The sequence below is a fragment of the Paraniabella aurantiaca genome, from assembly GCF_050309965.1.
Lineage (GTDB): Bacteria > Bacteroidota > Bacteroidia > Chitinophagales > Chitinophagaceae > Niabella.
Genome location: NZ_JBLOSY010000001.1, coordinates 3,123,570 through 3,141,475, shown reverse-complemented (window position 1 = coordinate 3,141,475; position 17,906 = coordinate 3,123,570). Strand labels below are relative to the sequence as shown.

14 protein-coding genes are annotated in these 17,906 nt (G+C 42.9%); 9 read left to right on the top strand and 5 right to left on the bottom strand.

What is annotated here, in order from left to right; all coding sequences use genetic code 11:
• Window positions 1–254: 254 nt before the first annotated feature.
• The 3 genes from ACLOAU_RS13680 (at window position 255) to ACLOAU_RS13670 (ending at window position 6,756) form a co-directional block, all read left to right on the top strand.
• Window positions 255–3,794: a DUF2723 domain-containing protein gene (locus tag ACLOAU_RS13680; RefSeq protein ID WP_427862429.1), complete on the top strand. Its 3,540-nt coding sequence runs from the start codon at window positions 255–257 to the stop codon at window positions 3,792–3,794.
• 242 nt (window positions 3,795–4,036) lie between these two features.
• Complete coding sequence (locus ACLOAU_RS13675) at window positions 4,037–5,134, top strand: vWA domain-containing protein (RefSeq protein WP_427862428.1); 1,098 nt, start codon at window positions 4,037–4,039, stop codon at window positions 5,132–5,134.
• Between the two features lie 92 nt (window positions 5,135–5,226).
• A complete protein-coding gene (locus ACLOAU_RS13670; protein WP_427862427.1) occupies window positions 5,227–6,756 on the top strand; it encodes a MoxR family ATPase in 1,530 nt (509 codons plus the stop codon).
• Window positions 6,757–6,852: 96 nt separating this feature from the next.
• Here the strand turns inward: ACLOAU_RS13670 and ypfJ are convergent, their stop codons facing one another.
• The 3 genes from ypfJ to ACLOAU_RS13655 all read right to left on the bottom strand — a co-directional run bounded on the left by ypfJ (window position 6,853) and on the right by ACLOAU_RS13655 (window position 9,130).
• Window positions 6,853–7,704 carry a KPN_02809 family neutral zinc metallopeptidase gene (gene ypfJ / locus ACLOAU_RS13665; protein WP_427862426.1) on the bottom strand — a complete coding sequence of 284 codons (852 nt, stop codon included), beginning with the start codon at window positions 7,702–7,704 and terminating at the stop codon, window positions 6,853–6,855.
• A 220-nt stretch (window positions 7,705–7,924) separates the two neighbouring features.
• The gene (locus tag ACLOAU_RS13660) at window positions 7,925–8,686 is read right to left on the bottom strand and encodes an endonuclease/exonuclease/phosphatase family protein (RefSeq protein WP_427862425.1); all 762 of its coding nucleotides are present in this window, start codon (window positions 8,684–8,686) and stop codon (window positions 7,925–7,927) included.
• Window positions 8,687–8,689: 3 nt separating this feature from the next.
• A complete protein-coding gene (locus ACLOAU_RS13655) occupies window positions 8,690–9,130 on the bottom strand; it encodes an acyl-CoA thioesterase (protein WP_427862424.1) in 441 nt (146 codons plus the stop codon).
• A 159-nt stretch (window positions 9,131–9,289) separates the two neighbouring features.
• Here ACLOAU_RS13655 and ACLOAU_RS13650 point away from each other — a divergent pair, with 159 nt between their 5' ends.
• The 5 genes from ACLOAU_RS13650 (at window position 9,290) to ACLOAU_RS13630 (ending at window position 15,255) form a co-directional block, all read left to right on the top strand.
• Entirely contained in the window at window positions 9,290–10,036 is a 747-nt protein-coding gene (locus tag ACLOAU_RS13650) for an FKBP-type peptidyl-prolyl cis-trans isomerase (RefSeq protein WP_427862423.1), read from the top strand.
• A gap of 352 nt (window positions 10,037–10,388) precedes the next feature.
• Window positions 10,389–11,258: a polysaccharide deacetylase family protein gene (locus ACLOAU_RS13645; RefSeq protein ID WP_427862422.1), complete on the top strand. Its 870-nt coding sequence runs from the start codon at window positions 10,389–10,391 to the stop codon at window positions 11,256–11,258.
• Between the two features lie 47 nt (window positions 11,259–11,305).
• Complete coding sequence (locus tag ACLOAU_RS13640) at window positions 11,306–12,076, top strand: hypothetical protein (RefSeq protein ID WP_427862421.1); 771 nt, start codon at window positions 11,306–11,308, stop codon at window positions 12,074–12,076.
• A complete protein-coding gene (locus ACLOAU_RS13635) occupies window positions 12,073–13,995 on the top strand; it encodes a prolipoprotein diacylglyceryl transferase family protein (protein ID WP_427862420.1) in 1,923 nt (640 codons plus the stop codon). Before ACLOAU_RS13640 ends, ACLOAU_RS13635 begins: the two co-directional genes overlap by 4 nt.
• Window positions 13,996–14,034: 39 nt before the next feature.
• Window positions 14,035–15,255 (top strand): SH3 domain-containing protein, encoded by a 1,221-nt coding sequence (locus ACLOAU_RS13630; protein ID WP_427862419.1) that lies wholly within the window; start codon window positions 14,035–14,037, stop codon window positions 15,253–15,255.
• Between the two features lie 34 nt (window positions 15,256–15,289).
• Here ACLOAU_RS13630 and ACLOAU_RS13625 read toward each other — a convergent pair whose 3' ends face one another.
• On the bottom strand, window positions 15,290–15,769 hold the full coding sequence (locus ACLOAU_RS13625) for a hypothetical protein (RefSeq protein WP_427862418.1): 480 nt from the start codon (window positions 15,767–15,769) through the stop codon (window positions 15,290–15,292).
• Window positions 15,770–15,854: 85 nt separating this feature from the next.
• Window positions 15,855–16,355 (bottom strand): Lrp/AsnC family transcriptional regulator, encoded by a 501-nt coding sequence (locus tag ACLOAU_RS13620; RefSeq protein ID WP_427862417.1) that lies wholly within the window; start codon window positions 16,353–16,355, stop codon window positions 15,855–15,857.
• 163 nt (window positions 16,356–16,518) lie between these two features.
• Here ACLOAU_RS13620 and ahcY point away from each other — a divergent pair, with 163 nt between their 5' ends.
• Window positions 16,519–17,847 (top strand): adenosylhomocysteinase, encoded by a 1,329-nt coding sequence (gene ahcY / locus ACLOAU_RS13615; protein ID WP_427862416.1) that lies wholly within the window; start codon window positions 16,519–16,521, stop codon window positions 17,845–17,847.
• The last annotated feature ends 59 nt before the right edge of the window (window positions 17,848–17,906 follow it).

Here is a 17,906-nt window from a genome sequence, read left to right as displayed (position 1 = left end):
TCAAACTATTAAGAATTGTTACGTAGTATAATGATGCCTATAAAAGACAGACGCCTGCAACAATTTTTCTAACTAAAATACAAACTGTAAAACCGGATCAATACTCAAAATAAAAGAATGATTGCGTTGATATTAGTATCAGGGATTTACAGTTTTTTTTGGTCCCTTGATAATTTTCTCCTAATACTATCTCTAAAAACTGTAAATGCGGGCTTTATCCCTATTTTTGCGAGCGTTATAAACTAAATTTTCAGATGAATTTTAAAAAAGTAAACAACATCACCGGATGGCTGGTTTTTTTGGTAGCCACGCTTACCTACACGCTAACCAGAGAAGCCAGAGGCTCTTTATGGGATTGCGGTGAATTTGTAGCCTGTGCCTTTAAATTAGGAATGCCACACCCTCCCGGTGCACCCCTGTTTACTTTACTGGGAAGATTTTTCATTGTTTTATTTGGAGATAACCCGCAAACCGCTGGTAATGCGGTGAATTTTATGAGTGCCCTGGCGAGTGCAGGCACTATTCTTTTCCTGTTCTGGACCATTACCCATTTTGCACGTAAAATGTTTGTAAAAGCAGGCGAAGCGCTCACCCAGCCACAAATGATCACGGTTATGGGATCGGGCGTGGTAGGTGCCCTGGCGTATACTTTCACCGATTCTTTCTGGTATAGTGCTGTAGAGGGTGAAGTGTATGCCTTGTCCTCTTTCTTTACCGCCTTTGTATTCTGGATCATGTTGAAATGGGAACATGCGGACGAACATGCCGGAGACAATGAAACCGGAAGAGTCAGGTCCGATAAGTGGATTATATTCCTCTTCTTTATGATGGGACTTTCGATAGGTGTTCACTTATTAAACCTCTTAACAATACCGGCGATTGTAATGATCTATTACTACCGCCGTTATAAACCTACAACCAAAGGTGCCATTATTGCCTTTTTAGTGGGTTGTGTTATCACCGGTATCGTACAGGTTGCCGTAATTCAATATAGTATGAAAGCGGCTGGCTGGTTTGACATTCTCTTCGTAAATAATTTTGGCCTGCCCTTCTTCTCTGGTTTTGCCGCTTACTTTATTATTATAGCCCTTTTAATCGGGTGGGCATTGACCTTTAAAGCCAACGTATCTAAAGGGAAGATCATTGCCTGGACTGCCTTGTTCTTTGCACTGGCATTTTTACCATTTGCCTTTTCGGGTACCATGGCGGCCTTTAAGATTATTTTATTATTGATCATTGGCGCTGCTTTAGGCTATTTTATTAAAACATCTGCCTTAAAAGTGCTTAAATTATCACTTTGGTGTTATGCGTTTATGATGCTGGGATATTTTATGTACTTCACTTCAATGATCCGCAGCCATGCCAATCCTGGCATTGATATGAACAATGTAGATAACCCCATCAACCTTGTATATTACCTGGGACGCGAGCAGTATGGCAGCGCTCCTCTTATTTACGGACCACATTTTGCTGCCGAAGTAGAAAGAGACGAAAGTGGGTATCCTGTGATGGACTATGGTGAAATGCAGTATTCTAAAGGAAAAGACAAGTATATTCCTACGGGAAGAAAGAGAGAATATGTTTATCAAAGCAGTGATAAAATGCTCTTCCCCCGTATCTGGGATCCCAGCAACGACCAAAACCATGCACAGTTTTATGCAGACTGGTTGGGTATAGCCCAGCAGCAGGATCCGAACACCGGTCAAACCAGTTATGATGCACCTACATACGGTCAAAACATCAACTGGTTCCTAACCTATCAGACAGACTTCCTGTTCATGCGTTATTTTATGTGGAATTTCGCCGGACGTCAGAACGATTTGCAGGGATTTGGCAATAAAAGAGATGGTAACTGGATATCCGGAATCAGCCTGATGGATAACGCCCGCCTGGGTGACCAAAGCAAAATGCCGGACAGCTTAAAAGCCAATAAAGCCAACAATAAGTTATTCATGTTACCACTTATTTTGGGTGTGCTCGGATTTGTGTTCCAGCTGTTGAGAAACAAAAACGACTTTATTGTTACTGCCATCCTTTTCTTCTTCCTGGGTGAGGCCATTGTATTGTACCTGAATGCCCCTGGAAATATGCCCAGAGAAAGGGACTATGTATTTGTAGGTGCCATGTATGTATTTGCTATCTGGATCGGCATTTCGGTATTGGCGTTTGTACGCCTGGCACTGGAAAAAACAGACAAAGAACTATTTAAAAAAGTACTGATATACGGGGCTACGGCTACCTTCCTTATCACCATCATTAGCAGTCTTACAGGATCGGCTGGTGGAGCGATAATGGCAAGCCTGGTGGCCGCCATCTTATTTGTTGCGGTAGTAGCCGCTGTTACCTATATAGTAAAAGCAGCTTCCGGAAAAGGCAGCAATTTAAAAATGGCTGGTATCACGGCCGGTGCTATTTGTTTACTGGTGCCGGTATTAATGGCACAGCAAGAATGGGATGATCATGACCGCAGCCAGAAAACCTTAGCGCCCGACCTCGCAAAAGATTACCTGGAAAGCTGCGCGCCCAATGCCATCCTGTTCACCTTCGGCGATAACGATACTTATCCGCTTTGGTATGCGCAGGAAGTGGAAGGCATCAGGCCCGATATACGTATTATCAATACCAGCTTACTGGGTATCGACTGGTATATCAACCAGCTTCGCTACAAGATCAACAAGGCTGATAGCGTTGATGTAATATGGTCGCCCGAGCAAATAGAAGGACATAACCGCGAATACATCCGCCTGGGACAACAGCAACAGGGCCAGGCTATTGATGCTAACGCATTCTATCCCCTGTACGATATCATGAAGGACTACCTGGGACAAGAAGTTAAAGATGAAGATGGTAATGATGTGGGACCTAATACCATGCCTTTCAAAAAATTCTTTGTACCTGTAGACAAGCAATTGGTATACAAAAATGGTACGGCAACTCCGGCCGACAGTGTGGTGGACCAGCTGGCATTTGAAATTCCGTCTGGCGCTATTGCGCGCAACGATCTCATTATGCTGAATATTATTGCTACCAACAAATGGCAGAGACCTATTTATTTCACGGCGGCTTATGGTGAATTAGGTTTTGGCCAGCACCTGCGTAAAGACGGTCTTACCTACAGGCTGGTTCCTTTCGTAGCTAAAGCCCCTCAGCAAAACTGGGTAACAGACCAGGCAATGAGAGCAATGAGAGCTGGCGGTTCTTCGGTAAAAGATAATAACCTTAAAGCCATTTTTGACAACCTTCAAAAGTTTGAATTTGGCGGAGCTAATAAAAAGGGAGTATACTTCGATGAGGTAAACCGTCAATATCTTTTAAATATCAGGGGCATTTTTGCCGAGGCTGCCGGTAACCTGGCGGATGCCGGTAAAACTGACGAAGCTGTTAAATTACTGAATAAAGAGGCTGCAGGTATTAGTCCGGAGAACCTGCCTTATGGAATGACGAGCCGTTACAGTCAGCATAATCAGACTGGTATCTTATTAGCTGAGGCCTATTACAAGGCCGGTAAATTAGACCAGGCCCGTAAAGTGGCTGAGGATGTTAAAAAAGACATAGCCAGTCAAAGAAGCTATTATGAATACCTTAAAGCTGAAAAACCAGAGTTTTATGCAGGCCTGGAACACACAGAAGTTATACTAAATGAAATAATGGGTGAGGTATTAAGCCAGGTAGAGCAGCAATATGACCCGCTGAAAAAGGCAGCAAAAAACCCTGCACAGGAACTGAATCCTGAAGACCTTTTAAAAGCGGCCGATAGCGCGAAAAAAGCGATGGCTAAGGACTCCGCTAAATAAAATTACCAGATCATACTTTTCATAGAGGCTGTCCAAACCGGGCAGCCTTTATTTTTTCTAATCCAGTCTCATTGAGGTTGGGACAGCACAGGTTTTACCGCCAGGACACAAAATCGCAAAGTTTTTTTACGAATATCTTCCTGGCGCCTTAGCACCCTGGCGGTTAAACACAATGTTACCTCTTTCTCCACTCTACTACCCAACCAATAAACCATTCAACCAGTAAAACGTTATATTTATATATGCGTGGGTTTCATTTTTCAAAATTCGACAGTAGCCAGGAAGGGAAAACACCCTTTGAGAAGCTTTTAGATATTTTTATGCAACTGCTCACCTACACCAGTGGTGACGTGGGCGAAGCGTTGGAATGGCTGAATGAGCTGGATAAACAATACCAGCTTACCGACCAGGAGTACGGCATGGGTGATTTTATAGAAGACCTAAAGCAGAAGGGGTATATTACTGATGATGAACAAAAAGGTGAAATAAAGATCACTCCCAAAACAGAGCAGGGTATTCGTAAAAAAAGCCTGGAAGAGATTTTTGGCAAACTAAAAAAGAGCAGGCAGGGCGATCATAAAACCTTCAAGCCGGGACAGGGAGATGAGATCAACCCGGAAACAAGGCCTTTCCAGTTTGGGGACATGCTGGAGCAGATCGACTTCACCGAGTCGATCCGCAATGCCCAGATCAATCATGGGGTGGATAGCTTTTCACTTCGGGAAGACGACCTTAGTATCCGGGAAACGGATTTCAAAACCCAGACTTCAACGGTATTGATGATCGACATATCCCACTCCATGATCCTTTATGGAGAGGATCGTATTACGCCTGCTAAAAAAGTAGCGATGGCACTCAGTGAGCTGATTACTACACGCTACCCGAAAGATACACTGGACATTGTAGTATTTGGTAATGATGCCTGGCCGGTAGAGATCAAAGACCTTCCCTATTTACAGGTTGGTCCTTACCATACCAATACAGTAGCAGGGTTAGAACTGGCAATGGATATTCTGAGACGCAGAAAAAATCCGAACAAGCAGATCTTTATGATTACCGATGGTAAACCTACCTGCCTGAAAATAGGTAAACGCTATTATAAAAATGCTTTCGGGTTAGATCGTAAAGTGGTTAACCGTTGTATGAACCTGGCAGCCCAATGCAAGAAAAATAAAATACCTATTACTACCTTTATGATCGCAACCGATCCTTACCTGCAACGCTTTGTACAGGAATTTACGGAGATGAACCATGGTAAGGCTTACTTTGCTTCTTTGGACAATCTCGGAAGCTTTATCTTTAAAGACTTTGAAAGCGGAAAATCTAAAACCGTGATTTAAATTACAGCCACTAAGACACGAAGACAGAGAAATCAGTAATTTTTCGCTTAGCGCCTTGGGGCCTTTGCGGTTAAATAAAAACAACAACATTAATGAACGCAAGCACACTCGGAGAACTAAAAAAATCCGGATACCAATTCAAATCAATAAAAGAAGAAATAAGACAAAATCTTATACAAAAACTAAAAGAAGGAGAAACAACTTTCCCTGGAATTGTTGGGTATGAAGACTCAGTAGTTCCTGAAACGGAAAGAGCGCTGTTGAGCAAGCACAATATCTTATTACTGGGTTTACGCGGGCAGGCTAAAACACGTATGGCGCGCCAGATGACAGCTTTACTCGATGAGTATATACCTTTCGTTGCAGGCAGTGAGATCAATGATGATCCACTGAACCCCATATCAAAATATGCGATAGACCTGATCGCCGAAAAAGGAGATGACACACCTATCGAATGGCTGCATAGAAGCCAGCGCTATGGTGAAAAACTGGCTACTCCTGATGTAAGTGTTGCGGACCTTATTGGTGATATCGACCCCATTAAAGCAGCTAACCTTAAGTTGAGCTTTGCCGATGAGCGTGTGTTGCATTATGGCATTATCCCACGCAGCAACAGAAGTATTTTTGTTATTAATGAATTGCCCGATCTGCAGGCACGTATACAGGTTTCGCTATTTAATATATTGGAAGAAGGTGATATACAGATACGTGGCTTTAAATTGAGAATGCCGCTCGATATTCTGTTTATATTCACCGCTAACCCGGAGGATTATACCAACCGGGGCTCTATCGTAACGCCATTAAAAGACCGTATCCAGAGCCAGATATTGACGCACTATCCGCGCACACTGGAACATGCCCTCGACATTACAGAACAGGAGGCATTTGTACATGATGATGTGGTAGACAAAGTATTAATAAGCGACCTGGTAAAACGACTGATTGAACAGGTGGCATTTGAAGCCCGCGGCAGTGAATTTGTAGATAAAAAAAGCGGGGTAAGCGCACGTCTTACCATCTCAGCCAGGGAAAACGCGGTGAGTGCTGCAGAGAGAAGAGCATTGATCAATGGTGAGTCTACCACCCAGGTTTGGATATCTGATCTGGCTGGTATCATCCCTTCTATAACGGGTAAAGTTGAACTGGTATATGAGGGAGAGCAGGAAGGACCTTACCAGGTGGCGATGAACCTGGTAGACAAGGCCATCCGTTCACAGTTCGTAAAATATTTCCCCGATCCTGACCAGTTGAAAAAACGCAGGAACACCGGTAAACCGTCGGCCCAGCAGAAAGCTGATGAAAACCCCTACCGTTCTATCACCGCCTGGTTTGATAAAGGCAACCAGCTCAACATACCCTTTAACACTAAAGACGATCAGAAATTACAGCTATTGTATGCAGTGGACGGGCTGCATGCGTTGGTGAAAAAATACTTTCCCGGTGCTAATGAAATGCAATTGGGCTTATTAATGGAGTTTGTATTACATGGCCTCGCCTCCTACTCGGCCATCAGCAAAAAGCTGTTTGACAATAAGATTGAATTTAAAGATCTGTTTGGCAGCATGATGAATATCGGCAATGAAGATCAGGACGATGAGCTAGGCTTCGACGATGAAAACTAATTATAGGTACATCCAGGCATTTAATGCATATTCATACTATTATCATAAGAAAAGACATCCTTATCTACGAATGTCTTTTCTTATGGTATCACTGAACTAATTCAGAGACGGATCAGAAAAAGTATCTCCCTGGGAAATATCTCCGGTTTGAAAGCCTTTTTTAAACCAGTACATGCGTTGAGCAGAGGTTCCGTGTGTAAAGGCATCGGGCACTACTGTTCCACTACTACGCTTTTGCAGCCGGTCATCGCCAATGGCGTTCGCAGCATTTAAGGCCTCTTCAATATCGCCGGTTTCAAGCAGATTTTGTTTCTGTGCGTAGTGAGCCCAAACCCCCGCCAGGAAATCGGCTTGCAGTTCCATCTTTACGGAATGCCTGTTAAACTCGGCCTCGCTTACCCGGCCACGCATCTCCTGCAATTTGTCTGCTGTACCGTTAAGGTTTTGAATGTGGTGCCCTACCTCGTGCGCTACTACATAAGCCATTGCAAAATCGCCGGAAGCGCCCAACTGTGTTTGCATATCGTCGTAAAAGGACAGGTCGATATACAGTTTTTCATCTCCGGGACAATAGAAAGGACCTGAAGCTGCCGAGCCGAATCCGCAGGCAGACTGCACCTTATCCCAATACAACACCAGTGTTGGCTTTTGATATTGCTGTCCCTGTTCGGCGTAAAGCTGGCCCCACATATCCTCTGTATCAGCAAGCACTACTTTTACGAACTTCGACAGGTCTTCTTCGCGGGCTACGCGTTGTGGATTCTGTTGGGTGGTTTCACCGCCACCGGCAACATCAGGCATCACCGGGGGTTCTCCACTTCCGCCTAAAAAACTATAGAGCAAATAAATGATAAGGCCTACTACGCCTCCACCAACGGCCATGCCGCCGCCCGACATACCGCGCCTGTCTTCAACATTTCCGCTTTCGCGTCTTCCTCTCCATTTCATAATAATCGGTTTATATATGACTATTTTAAATTAAAATATCGTGCCATTATATAAATCAATTATTAAAAGCGCCTCTCCACTCCCGCCCTGAAAACAGCATTTTTGCAGTGAAAAGATTAGGATTCCTTTTGCCCGCGAGTGCTGAAAGTAGTTCCGGACACCACTTGTAACCGGGTTTCAAAGGGATATTATATGATTTCCATTCTATACTTTTCAACAGTTATTTTATTTTGATCGTGGCGATTACGGGTAGATGATCAGATGCATCAGTTACAGGTACTTTATGTTGCTTTACGCTTATAAGGTTCTTTTTCCTTACCCATATATAATCGATCTTTTTGGAAGCCACGGGAGCAGGATAGGTCATTATTTGCTTAGCATCCGTTTCTGTAAAATAAGATTCGAGGTATTGTATTTCCGGGGCCCCGGGGGTTGCATTTAAATCCCCGGTTAATATTACCGGATAGCGATCAGTGGCCAGGTAATTCACTGCTTCATGCGCTTGTACCATCCTGGATGAATCATCCAGTGCAAAATGAGCAGAAGCAAACCTGATCCATTTTTTCTTCGGCAAACTGATCACCGCACTAATCATGGCCGTAGACGGAGTCTTGCCCTTCAATAAACTCATTCTTTTATTGTCCACCTGCGCAATGGGGTAACGCGATAAAATCCCCATTCCGTATGCCCCGCCCTGGTAAGCATAATGCCGCACAAAAGCATAATACATCCCGGTTATTCGCCCTAACTCTTTCATCTGATCCACGCCATTGGATCTCGTGCAAACGCTATCCACTTCCTGCAAACCAACAATATCCGCACCGGATGTTTTGATAAATGCGCCCATTGCAGCTAACTGATCTTTTTCATCCTTATCAGCACCATGATGAATATTGTAGCTCATCACCGTAATGGTTTGCGCAGGCAAAGCAAAGCCGCTAAACAGCAGTATAGCCATTAACAGGTATCTTATAAGATTCATATCTTAAGGATTTAGCCACTCAAAATCTTCCGATTTAGGCATTACATCATAAGTATTCACCACCAGCTCGGGCGGTGTAGCCAGTTTTCGTTTTTCCGTATCCATCCACGCACCGTCGAGGTTCATAATTGCAACTACGGTGTCGCCATTCTTAACAATGGTATGCCTCATTGAAAAACGGCTGAAGTCTTTCCTCGCTTTCGTCAGCTCTACATTGATCGTCACCTGGTCTTCCTGCCTTATTTCCCGCCTGAAAACACATTCTTCCCTGAACAGCACAGGCCCAATCCGCAACTCATGCATTTTAGTAGTGGAGAGGCCATGTTCCAATAAAAATTCAATACGGCAATAGGCACCCCAGTCGTAATAAACACTATGCCGCAAATGCGCGTTGGCATCCAGATCGGACCATCGTATCTGCAATTGTTTGATAAATGTTGCCATGAATACTCATTTTAAACTTATAAAACTGCGTTTATCAGTTCTGTAACAATGATACGACTATTTTTGCACCTCCCCGGAAGGAACCAGAAGATTGAGGGGAAATGCTACAGGTAATTGAAACCGGGCGTTTATATAAGTAAATAAAAAAAGGAACAAGAAATGAAACAGATCGCAACCATAGTTTTAACAGGTTTAGTAGCAGTGAGTGCCAATGCCCAAACAAAAGCAAAGCCCAAACCAACTGCGGCTCCCGTTAAAAAAACCGTAGCTGCACCGGCAGTTACCAGTCAATCGACACCTTTAAAAAACCTGGCCGATTCAGCGAGTTATGCCATCGGGCAAAACCTGGCCCAGTCGATCATCAAAGATTTGAAGAACCTGAATAAGCAGGCTTTTATAGAAGCCATAAAAACTGTATTTGATGGCAAAGAAGCTAAGTTTGGTGAAACCGATATCCGCTCCATACTCACAGAGTTCTCAAGGGCGGAAGAAGAGAATCAATCTAAAGCTGTTGTAGAAGAGGGTCGTGCCTTTCTCGAAAAAAACAAAACCAGGCCGGGCGTAAAAACTACTGCCAGTGGCTTACAATATGAGGTTATTACGGAAGGAACAGGCCCAACACCTACAGCAACCGACACCGTTGTATGCAACTACAGGGGTATGTTGTTAGACAGTACACAATTCGACAACTCCTACGACAGGGGTGAGCCACTTACTATTGCTGTGGACGGAGGAGTAATACGCGGATGGACGGAAGGCTTGCAGTTAATGAAAGCAGGTTCAAAATACAGGTTCTATATACCCCAGGAGCTGGGCTATGGATTAAGAGGTGCTTCTTCTACCATACCGGGAGGTAGCGCATTAATTTTCGATATAGAATTACTGGAAGTAAAGAAAGGAAAATAATCTGTTTTTTTTATTCGTGTAATAGCGGCAACATGCCCACCATGTTGCCGCTATTTCTTTTTTAAAATAATTATGAAATAAAATTTGGAAATGAGATTTACTTCATAGTAACTTTATTAAAAATATATTCTCACAATTTATGGAAACACACATTTCAATAGATGAGCCTCCCTCGAAAGCTCTTTTTTTTAACCTATACACTTCATTTTTAAACACGCTAACCGTTACACACTTACCGGCACCTTAGCTTTCTTTGCTATATTTTTTGAGCACATACCAGCTGTGCTTCCCTATATCGTTTTACCCGACTTTATATACGCGATTCTATTATCCTTTTTAAAATACAACTTGTATGAAATCTGTTTTTCCTGTTGATGAACCTCCCTCCAGGCTAACCCTTACTTACACCACGTTGATTGTATTATTATTTTTGGCTGCCTGTCAATATAAAAAAGAAACACACACAACAACAGCTCAGGCGGTTCAAGACCCAACCATCTTATCCAAAACTGATGTCATTGCCTGCAGTATTCCACCAAAGAAATCTTCTAAAAGGAAAAAAATCTATCTGACATTTGACGATGGTCCCAATAAAGGAACACGCACGGTGCTTGATATTATGAAAGAAGAACAGATACCCGCGACATTCTTCCTGGTTGGAGAACATGCTATCGGCAGCACCGAACAAAAAGAGTTAATGGATAGCTTAAGAAGTCTTCAAACCATCGAACTATGTAATCACAGCTATTCACACGCCCATAATAAGTTCGACAAATTCTATATGCGTCCCGATTCCGTACTGGCTGATTTTGACAAAGCACGTGCAATACTTCAGCTTAATTGTATGACAGCCCGCACGCCCGGACGCAATATCTGGCGCATCGATAGTATTAGCGGCACAGACATCAAGAGCAGCAAAGCTGCCGCTGATACCTTACAGAAATATGGCTACAAATTGGTAGGATGGGATATGGAATGGCATTTTGAACCTAAAACGATGCAACTAACTAAAACGGCAACAGAATTAAAAATGCAAATCGACAGCCTTTTTATGCGGAATAAAGTAAAGCAGGAAAATCACCTGGTAATATTAGCGCATGACCAGGCTTACCGAAGCCCATCCAATATTGAGGAGCTGCAAAAGCTGGTTCGCAACTTAAAGCAGGATGACAATTACGAACTGGAACTGATTAAGAATTATCCCGGCCTAAGCAAAAACTAATAACACCAGCAATGATTGGCTTATCTTTAGTACGATAAGCTGTTCTTATGGTATCCATCATCAAACATTATTTTGACTGTACTGACAACCAGGATCGAACCATTATCATTTATGTAGCTACATTAAAAGTATTAGGAATTGGCATCCCATTTTGCTCCTACATATTTAATAACGGAGAAACAACCCGGGAAGAAAGCAGGTTACAAAAGGTACCGTTGAAATCTTCCGGTAAAACCAGGATTAGTATTCCGGCGTTGCAGGTTACGGGAGCATGGAACACAAACGACAAGTGTATCAGTGAAATACTTTATTCGAGAGCAGGAAAGCAAATTACCTGGAATTGTTTTCAGCCCCGGTCGGAAGTTAGGGTTCATATTGGTTCGCAGGTATTCGAAGGCCTGGGATATGCTGAAACGATCACATTACCCTTCCATCCCCGCCGGTTACCCATCGATCTTTTATTATGGGGCCGGTATATCTCCCCTGGTTATACCATCATCTGGATAGAATGGCAGGGAGCTTACCCGCTAAAAAAAATATATGTAAATGGTATGGAGCAAGGCGATGCAAAAATAGAACACGACAAGATCACTTTTGGTAACCTCAGTATGACGCTTCATTTTAAAAAGGCGCATCCCATAAAAAACAATCCACTATCGGCACTTGCAAACCGTTATCCTTTTTTGAAATACATGTTCTCCCGGCGTTTTTTATCTTCACAGGAAATTAAATATTCAGGGACAGGTGTATTGATAAAAAATGATGAAATAATTGACACCGGCCGAACTTTATACGAAACTGTTCATTGGAAAAGATGAAGACTACCGTCCGCAAAATAATCTATGGCGCCATGTTTTGCATAGCCCTTCCCTACCTGCTGTATTTATGGGCGTATCATACGGCCCCCCTCGTTCAACTTCCTATTAAGGACATACCGGTTTTTAGCGTTCCCTTAATACTGACAGGAACCTTTTTCATAGTATATAGCATGTGGACTCTATGGAAAAAAGGAAAAGGCCTGCCCATGAATGCCTTCCCTCCCGAACATTACGTAACAACCGGCTTGTACAGGTATTTTCATCATCCTATTTATGTAGGCGCTGTATTATTAATTTTCGGAGTGATGCTGAAGTTTGAATCCAGCTCTGGCTTCTGGCTTGTAGCGCCAATATTCACCTCACTAACCATTACTTATGTAGCGGGATATGAAAGAGAGATCATTTCCCGGGCCTTCAAAGATCAAAATCACACTACCGTTTTTGATCTTCCTCAAAACGACAGTAAAAAAGCCGGGGTAACCACTCAGTTGAAGGTTTTTGCCTGGATCTATATTCCCTGGTTTATCTTATATGAACTGTTCCTGCCTGTAGAAAGCAGCGCGGGCGCCATCAACAGCTTTATCATTGTTGACGAATGGATTCCGCTGCTTCCTGGCAGCATTGTCATTTACTTGTTTTCATATATCTATTCGCTGGCTATTCCTTTCAGCCTTGATACGCATGTAAGGGTACGCCAATTCGTTCATGAAATGGCAGTGGCCATGATATTAAGTTTTTTATGCTATTTATGTGTACCCTTCGTGGCCGATTATGCCTATCCTTCACCAGATCATTTCTTTTTCCGTTTGCTGCTATGGGACAAACAATGGGATGGCGTAACAGCCAGCTTTCCCTCCTTTCACGTGATTTGGGCACTAATGGCAGCCAGGTATGGGGCTTTTAAGTTTCCACGGGCCAGAACATTGTTGTATAGTATTTCAATAGCAATAGCCGTTAGTTGCCTTACTACTAAAAATCACTCCCTGGCTGATATATTAGCTGCGGGGCTGATCTCTATCATAGCCACTCATTATAACGCTATATACAAAGGCATACTGGCGCTGTGTAATCGTACAGGCAACAGCTGGCGCGAGTGGCATTGGGGTAAAGTAAGGTTTATCAATCATGGGATATATGCAGGTCTGGCAGGCGTGGCCGGTTTTGTTATGATGAGCGTATTCCTCCCCCACCAACCAGGCATCATATATGCCATTGGTTGTGCAGGTTTTGCAGGCGCCGCACTTTGGGCCCAGTTTGTTGAAGGCTCTCCCTCGCTGCTACGCCCCTTTGGCTATTATGGTTCGGTGCTGGGTATTGCATTGACCATATTTTTAATTACCTCATTTTCCTCCATCGGTCTATGGACATTACTAGCCGTATCAGTAATGGCAGCGCCGGTTATCCAGGCCATTGGACGATTCAGATGCCTCGTACAGGGATGTTGCCATGGTAAGATAAAAACAATGGGTCCGGGACTTTGCTTCAACCACGAAAAATCAAGGGTCAACAAAATTTCCGGGCTACGCGGGAAACAGCTGTACCCCACCCAGCTTTATTCAATAGCGGCCAACCTTGTTATTTTCCTTATCCTGTTAAGATGTGTATACGAGTCGCTGCCGGCCAGTTTCATTACAGGTCTTTACCTGATACTCAATGGAGCATCAAGATTTGTAGAAGAAAGCCTCCGGGGGGAACTACAAACACCTTATCTCCTAAACATGCGGGTATACCAATGGCTGGCGCTCTTATCTATAATTACCGGCTGTATTATTACCTGCATTAATAGCACTCCTTTACCCGGGATAAGCTGGAACCCCTGGAATCTGCTCCACGCCACTCTATACGGTTTATTAATAGCAGCGGTATATGGAATGGACTTCCCATACAGTAACATCAGATTTTCAAGACTCACTCAATAATTCATTTTTTTAGAATCGGAAAACAAATACCTTAGCGGCATGCGGTATCCTATATTTCTTTTGCTGACCTTGTTGTTTATTAACCTGGTGTCGGCGCAAAACAATACGTCCTTCAATATCATCAGTACTTCCAAAGTATATGACATGCCCAGTACGAAAGGAAAAGCTATTGGCGTATATGCCAGAGGTGGCATAGCCACAGAGTTAAAGAAATTTAATAATGGCTGGAGTGAAATATTAGTAGAGAATGGAGAGAAAGCTTATATCCCCTCCCGGTTCCTGGCTTCAACCCTCAATGCAAAAGATAACTATGAAAAAGACCCGGATGATTTTGTTTTACCCGGCGAACCCGGTGCTGAATATGGCAGTCCTCATTTATTTATTACCGCTGCAAGCGTTAAAGCGAGAGCCATCTTTGGTAAAAACAAACCCATTGTTAAAGTATACCGCACCAATGAACCTGTGGGTGTAGCTTACTTACCCTACGATGAGAACAAGCTTGTCAGGATTGGGGGAAATGGATATGCTTATGACCGATCGGGTTGGCTTTTTACGCAAAAGAAATTTCTGGGGCGCAAACTTGATTTTCGCAATACGGTACATGAATATAACCAGCTACCTAAAACAGATACTATAAAACGAAAAACACTGGCTGAAAGAATTTATGAAATGAGCTGGCGGGAAAATAAAAGTAATAACCTCGAGGGGATACAGCTATTTCGCAATTACCAGAAAGATGCAGGCAATAATCAATTATATCAACAACTGGCCTTTGATGAGTTTCTGCTGAAAGCCACGCAGGATGCGGGCAAAGAGAGTACATCTGCTTTTGACGATTCTCCTGTAAGGTTCACTATTTCAGGTAAAATGCTTCCCATACATTTTTCTGAAAAGGATATATTAGACATCCCGCTTTCCCGAAAGATCATCACCAATGGAACGGGCTATCCTGAGTGTGGTGTTGAAGTGACTAAAGAATATGCTTTTGATCATTTTAAAGTATTTCATAGTCAAACCGAAAAACTCACCTATATACCTGAGATCCGGTTTAGTAAAAAAGAGATAGCCATCTCCATCGCCGGATTTACCATTGACGGAGAAACCACGGAAGAAGCGTTCCTTAAAAAGCTGGGAAAATATGTTCACTACGACTGGTTGGAAAAGCCGCATGTATACTATATCAGCGGAGACGGAGATGTATTAGCATTAACGTTTAAAAATGGCAAGCCGGTACTCTATGAATATTGGTTTTATTGTTAGGAGTAAACACAGCGGTAGCAGATAACTTTTCGTTTCAGAGTTTAATAACAACCGTTTTATAGTTATCAGGATAATTTCCTATACCGTAAACGGCAAAATCAAAATCTTTGACTAAGACGTTCTGTACATGACCTATCATACAGCATCCATTTTTCTGCCCACTATACTGATAGCTAAAATTGATCGTTTTTTCCTTCAGCTTTATTGATATACTGTTGCTCCCCTCCTTCGAATGATCGTCAAACATTATTGCCGTTTTCAGACTATCAATTCCCATACGGTTTGCTACAAACAATCGTTCCTTACTGGCATTGGCAACAAGCATATTCATGGTATCTATACTTTTATTAAGTATCAAATCTGCGCCGGTCACTTTATCTATCAATCGCACAGCAAAATAGCCGTCGCCAGATATGCATAGAACGTTAGAGCAATCCAGGGTTTCCCTTTCATCCAACCGGGGGCTACAACTCCAGATTACCAGGGATAAGCAGCAAAAGACAATGGTTTTCATAAATATCGTTTCTGGATAGGACGGTGCAAGATGCAAATACGCAACAATCGCGGTACTGCAGGAACGCGTTAAAAGACGCGTTTCCTTACAATAGCTGATTTGTCTGCTTCACTACCCCCATTACAAACGTACTTTGTACATGTCCCACATTCTCTACCTGGCTGAGCTTGTTTACATGAAAGTCGTAATAGGTTTCCATATCTTCTGTCAGTACTTTCAATAGAAAATCAAATTCGCCCGAGATACTGTAGCACTCCAACACCTCATGCATGGCCAAAATCGATTTGATAAATTTAGAGCCCGCGATCTTGTTATGTTCCCTTAACGATACATGACAAATCACCATTAGCTTCTTTCCCAGCTTTGCAGCATCCAGGATGGTGGTGTAGTGTGAGATGATGCCCGAGTGCTCCAGCCGTTTTACCCTTTCGTGTACCGGCGTGGTGCTTAAATGCACGGCGTCAGCAATTTCTTTTACCGTTACCCGCCCGTTTTGCTGCAACATTCTAAGTATCTCCAGGTCCTTTGCATCCAGTGTCACCGGCAAACCAGTTGGTTTTTCTTTTGCATATTTATTTACCGCCATAAAACAGCATTTTATGCTATCAAAGATAGTTTATAAATCATTTTATCCTTAAATATTAATTTTAACCTATTGTTTTATCCTGTAAACTACCTTTGCATTTCCTGTTCATAGGGCATTATAGACGAACTATGAACTTTATCATCTCAAATTATAAACAATATATATGTCTACAGTTACAAAAACTCAGATTGACTTCGACCTGAAATACAAGGTTGCTGACATTTCGCTGGCTGAATGGGGCCGTAAAGAAATTCGCCTTGCTGAAGCTGAAATGCCCGGCCTGATGAGCATCCGCAGCGAATACGCAGCGGCTCAGCCTTTAAAAGGCGCGCGTATCGCAGGCTGTCTGCACATGACTATTCAAACTGCCGTTTTGATTGAAACGCTGATAGCATTAGGTGCTGAAGTAAAATGGAGTTCCTGCAATATCTTCTCTACACAAGATCATGCTGCTGCTGCTATTGCTGCTGCAGGTATTGGTGTATTTGCCTGGAAAGGTCAAACCCAGGCGGAAGCTGACTGGTGTATTGAGCAAACATTGTTCTTTGGTAGTGCCGACCGTCCTTTGAACATGATTTTAGATGATGGTGGTGATCTGACCAATATGGTTCTGGACACTTACCCTGAACTGGTACAGCACGTAAAAGGTATCAGTGAAGAAACTACTACAGGTGTTCACCGTTTATACGAGCGCGTTGCAAAAGGCACTTTACCGGTTCCTTCTATCAACGTTAACGATTCTGTTACCAAATCCAAGTTCGACAACAAATACGGCTGTAAAGAGTCTCTGGTTGATTCTATCCGTCGCGCTACTGACGTAATGCTGGCTGGTAAAATTGCGGTTGTAGGTGGTTACGGCGATGTAGGTAAAGGTTCTGCTGCTTCATTAGCAGGCGCCGGCTGCCGTGTTATTGTAACTGAAATTGATCCTATTTGTGCTTTGCAGGCTGCCATGGATGGCTTTGAAGTAAAGAAAATGATTGATGCTGTAAAAGAAGCTGATATCATTGTAACTGCTTCAGGCTGCCGTGACCTGATCACCGGCGAGCATTTTAAAGCAATGAAAGATAAAGCTATCGTTTGTAATATTGGTCACTTTGATATTGAAATTGATGTTGCCTGGTTAAATGATAACTATGGTAATACCAAAGACACGATCAAACCACAGGTTGATATTTATAATGTGGACGGCAAAGACATCATTTTGCTGGCTGAAGGCCGCCTGGTAAACCTGGGTTGCGCTACAGGTCACCCCAGCTTTGTAATGAGTAACTCTTTCACTAACCAGACTTTGGCTCAAATTGAATTGTGGACTAACCACGATAAGTATGAGAACAATGTATACGTACTGCCTAAGCACCTGGATGAGAAAGTTGCCCGCTTACACCTGGCTAAAATTGGAGTGGTACTTGATACTTTAACAGAGAAGCAATCTGCTTATTTGGGTATTCCTGTTGAAGGACCCTTTAAGCCTGAATTATACAGGTATTAATAAATAAGAGCCGAATTCATATAAAGGCCGTCCCGATTGGAGGCGGCTTTTTTATGGTT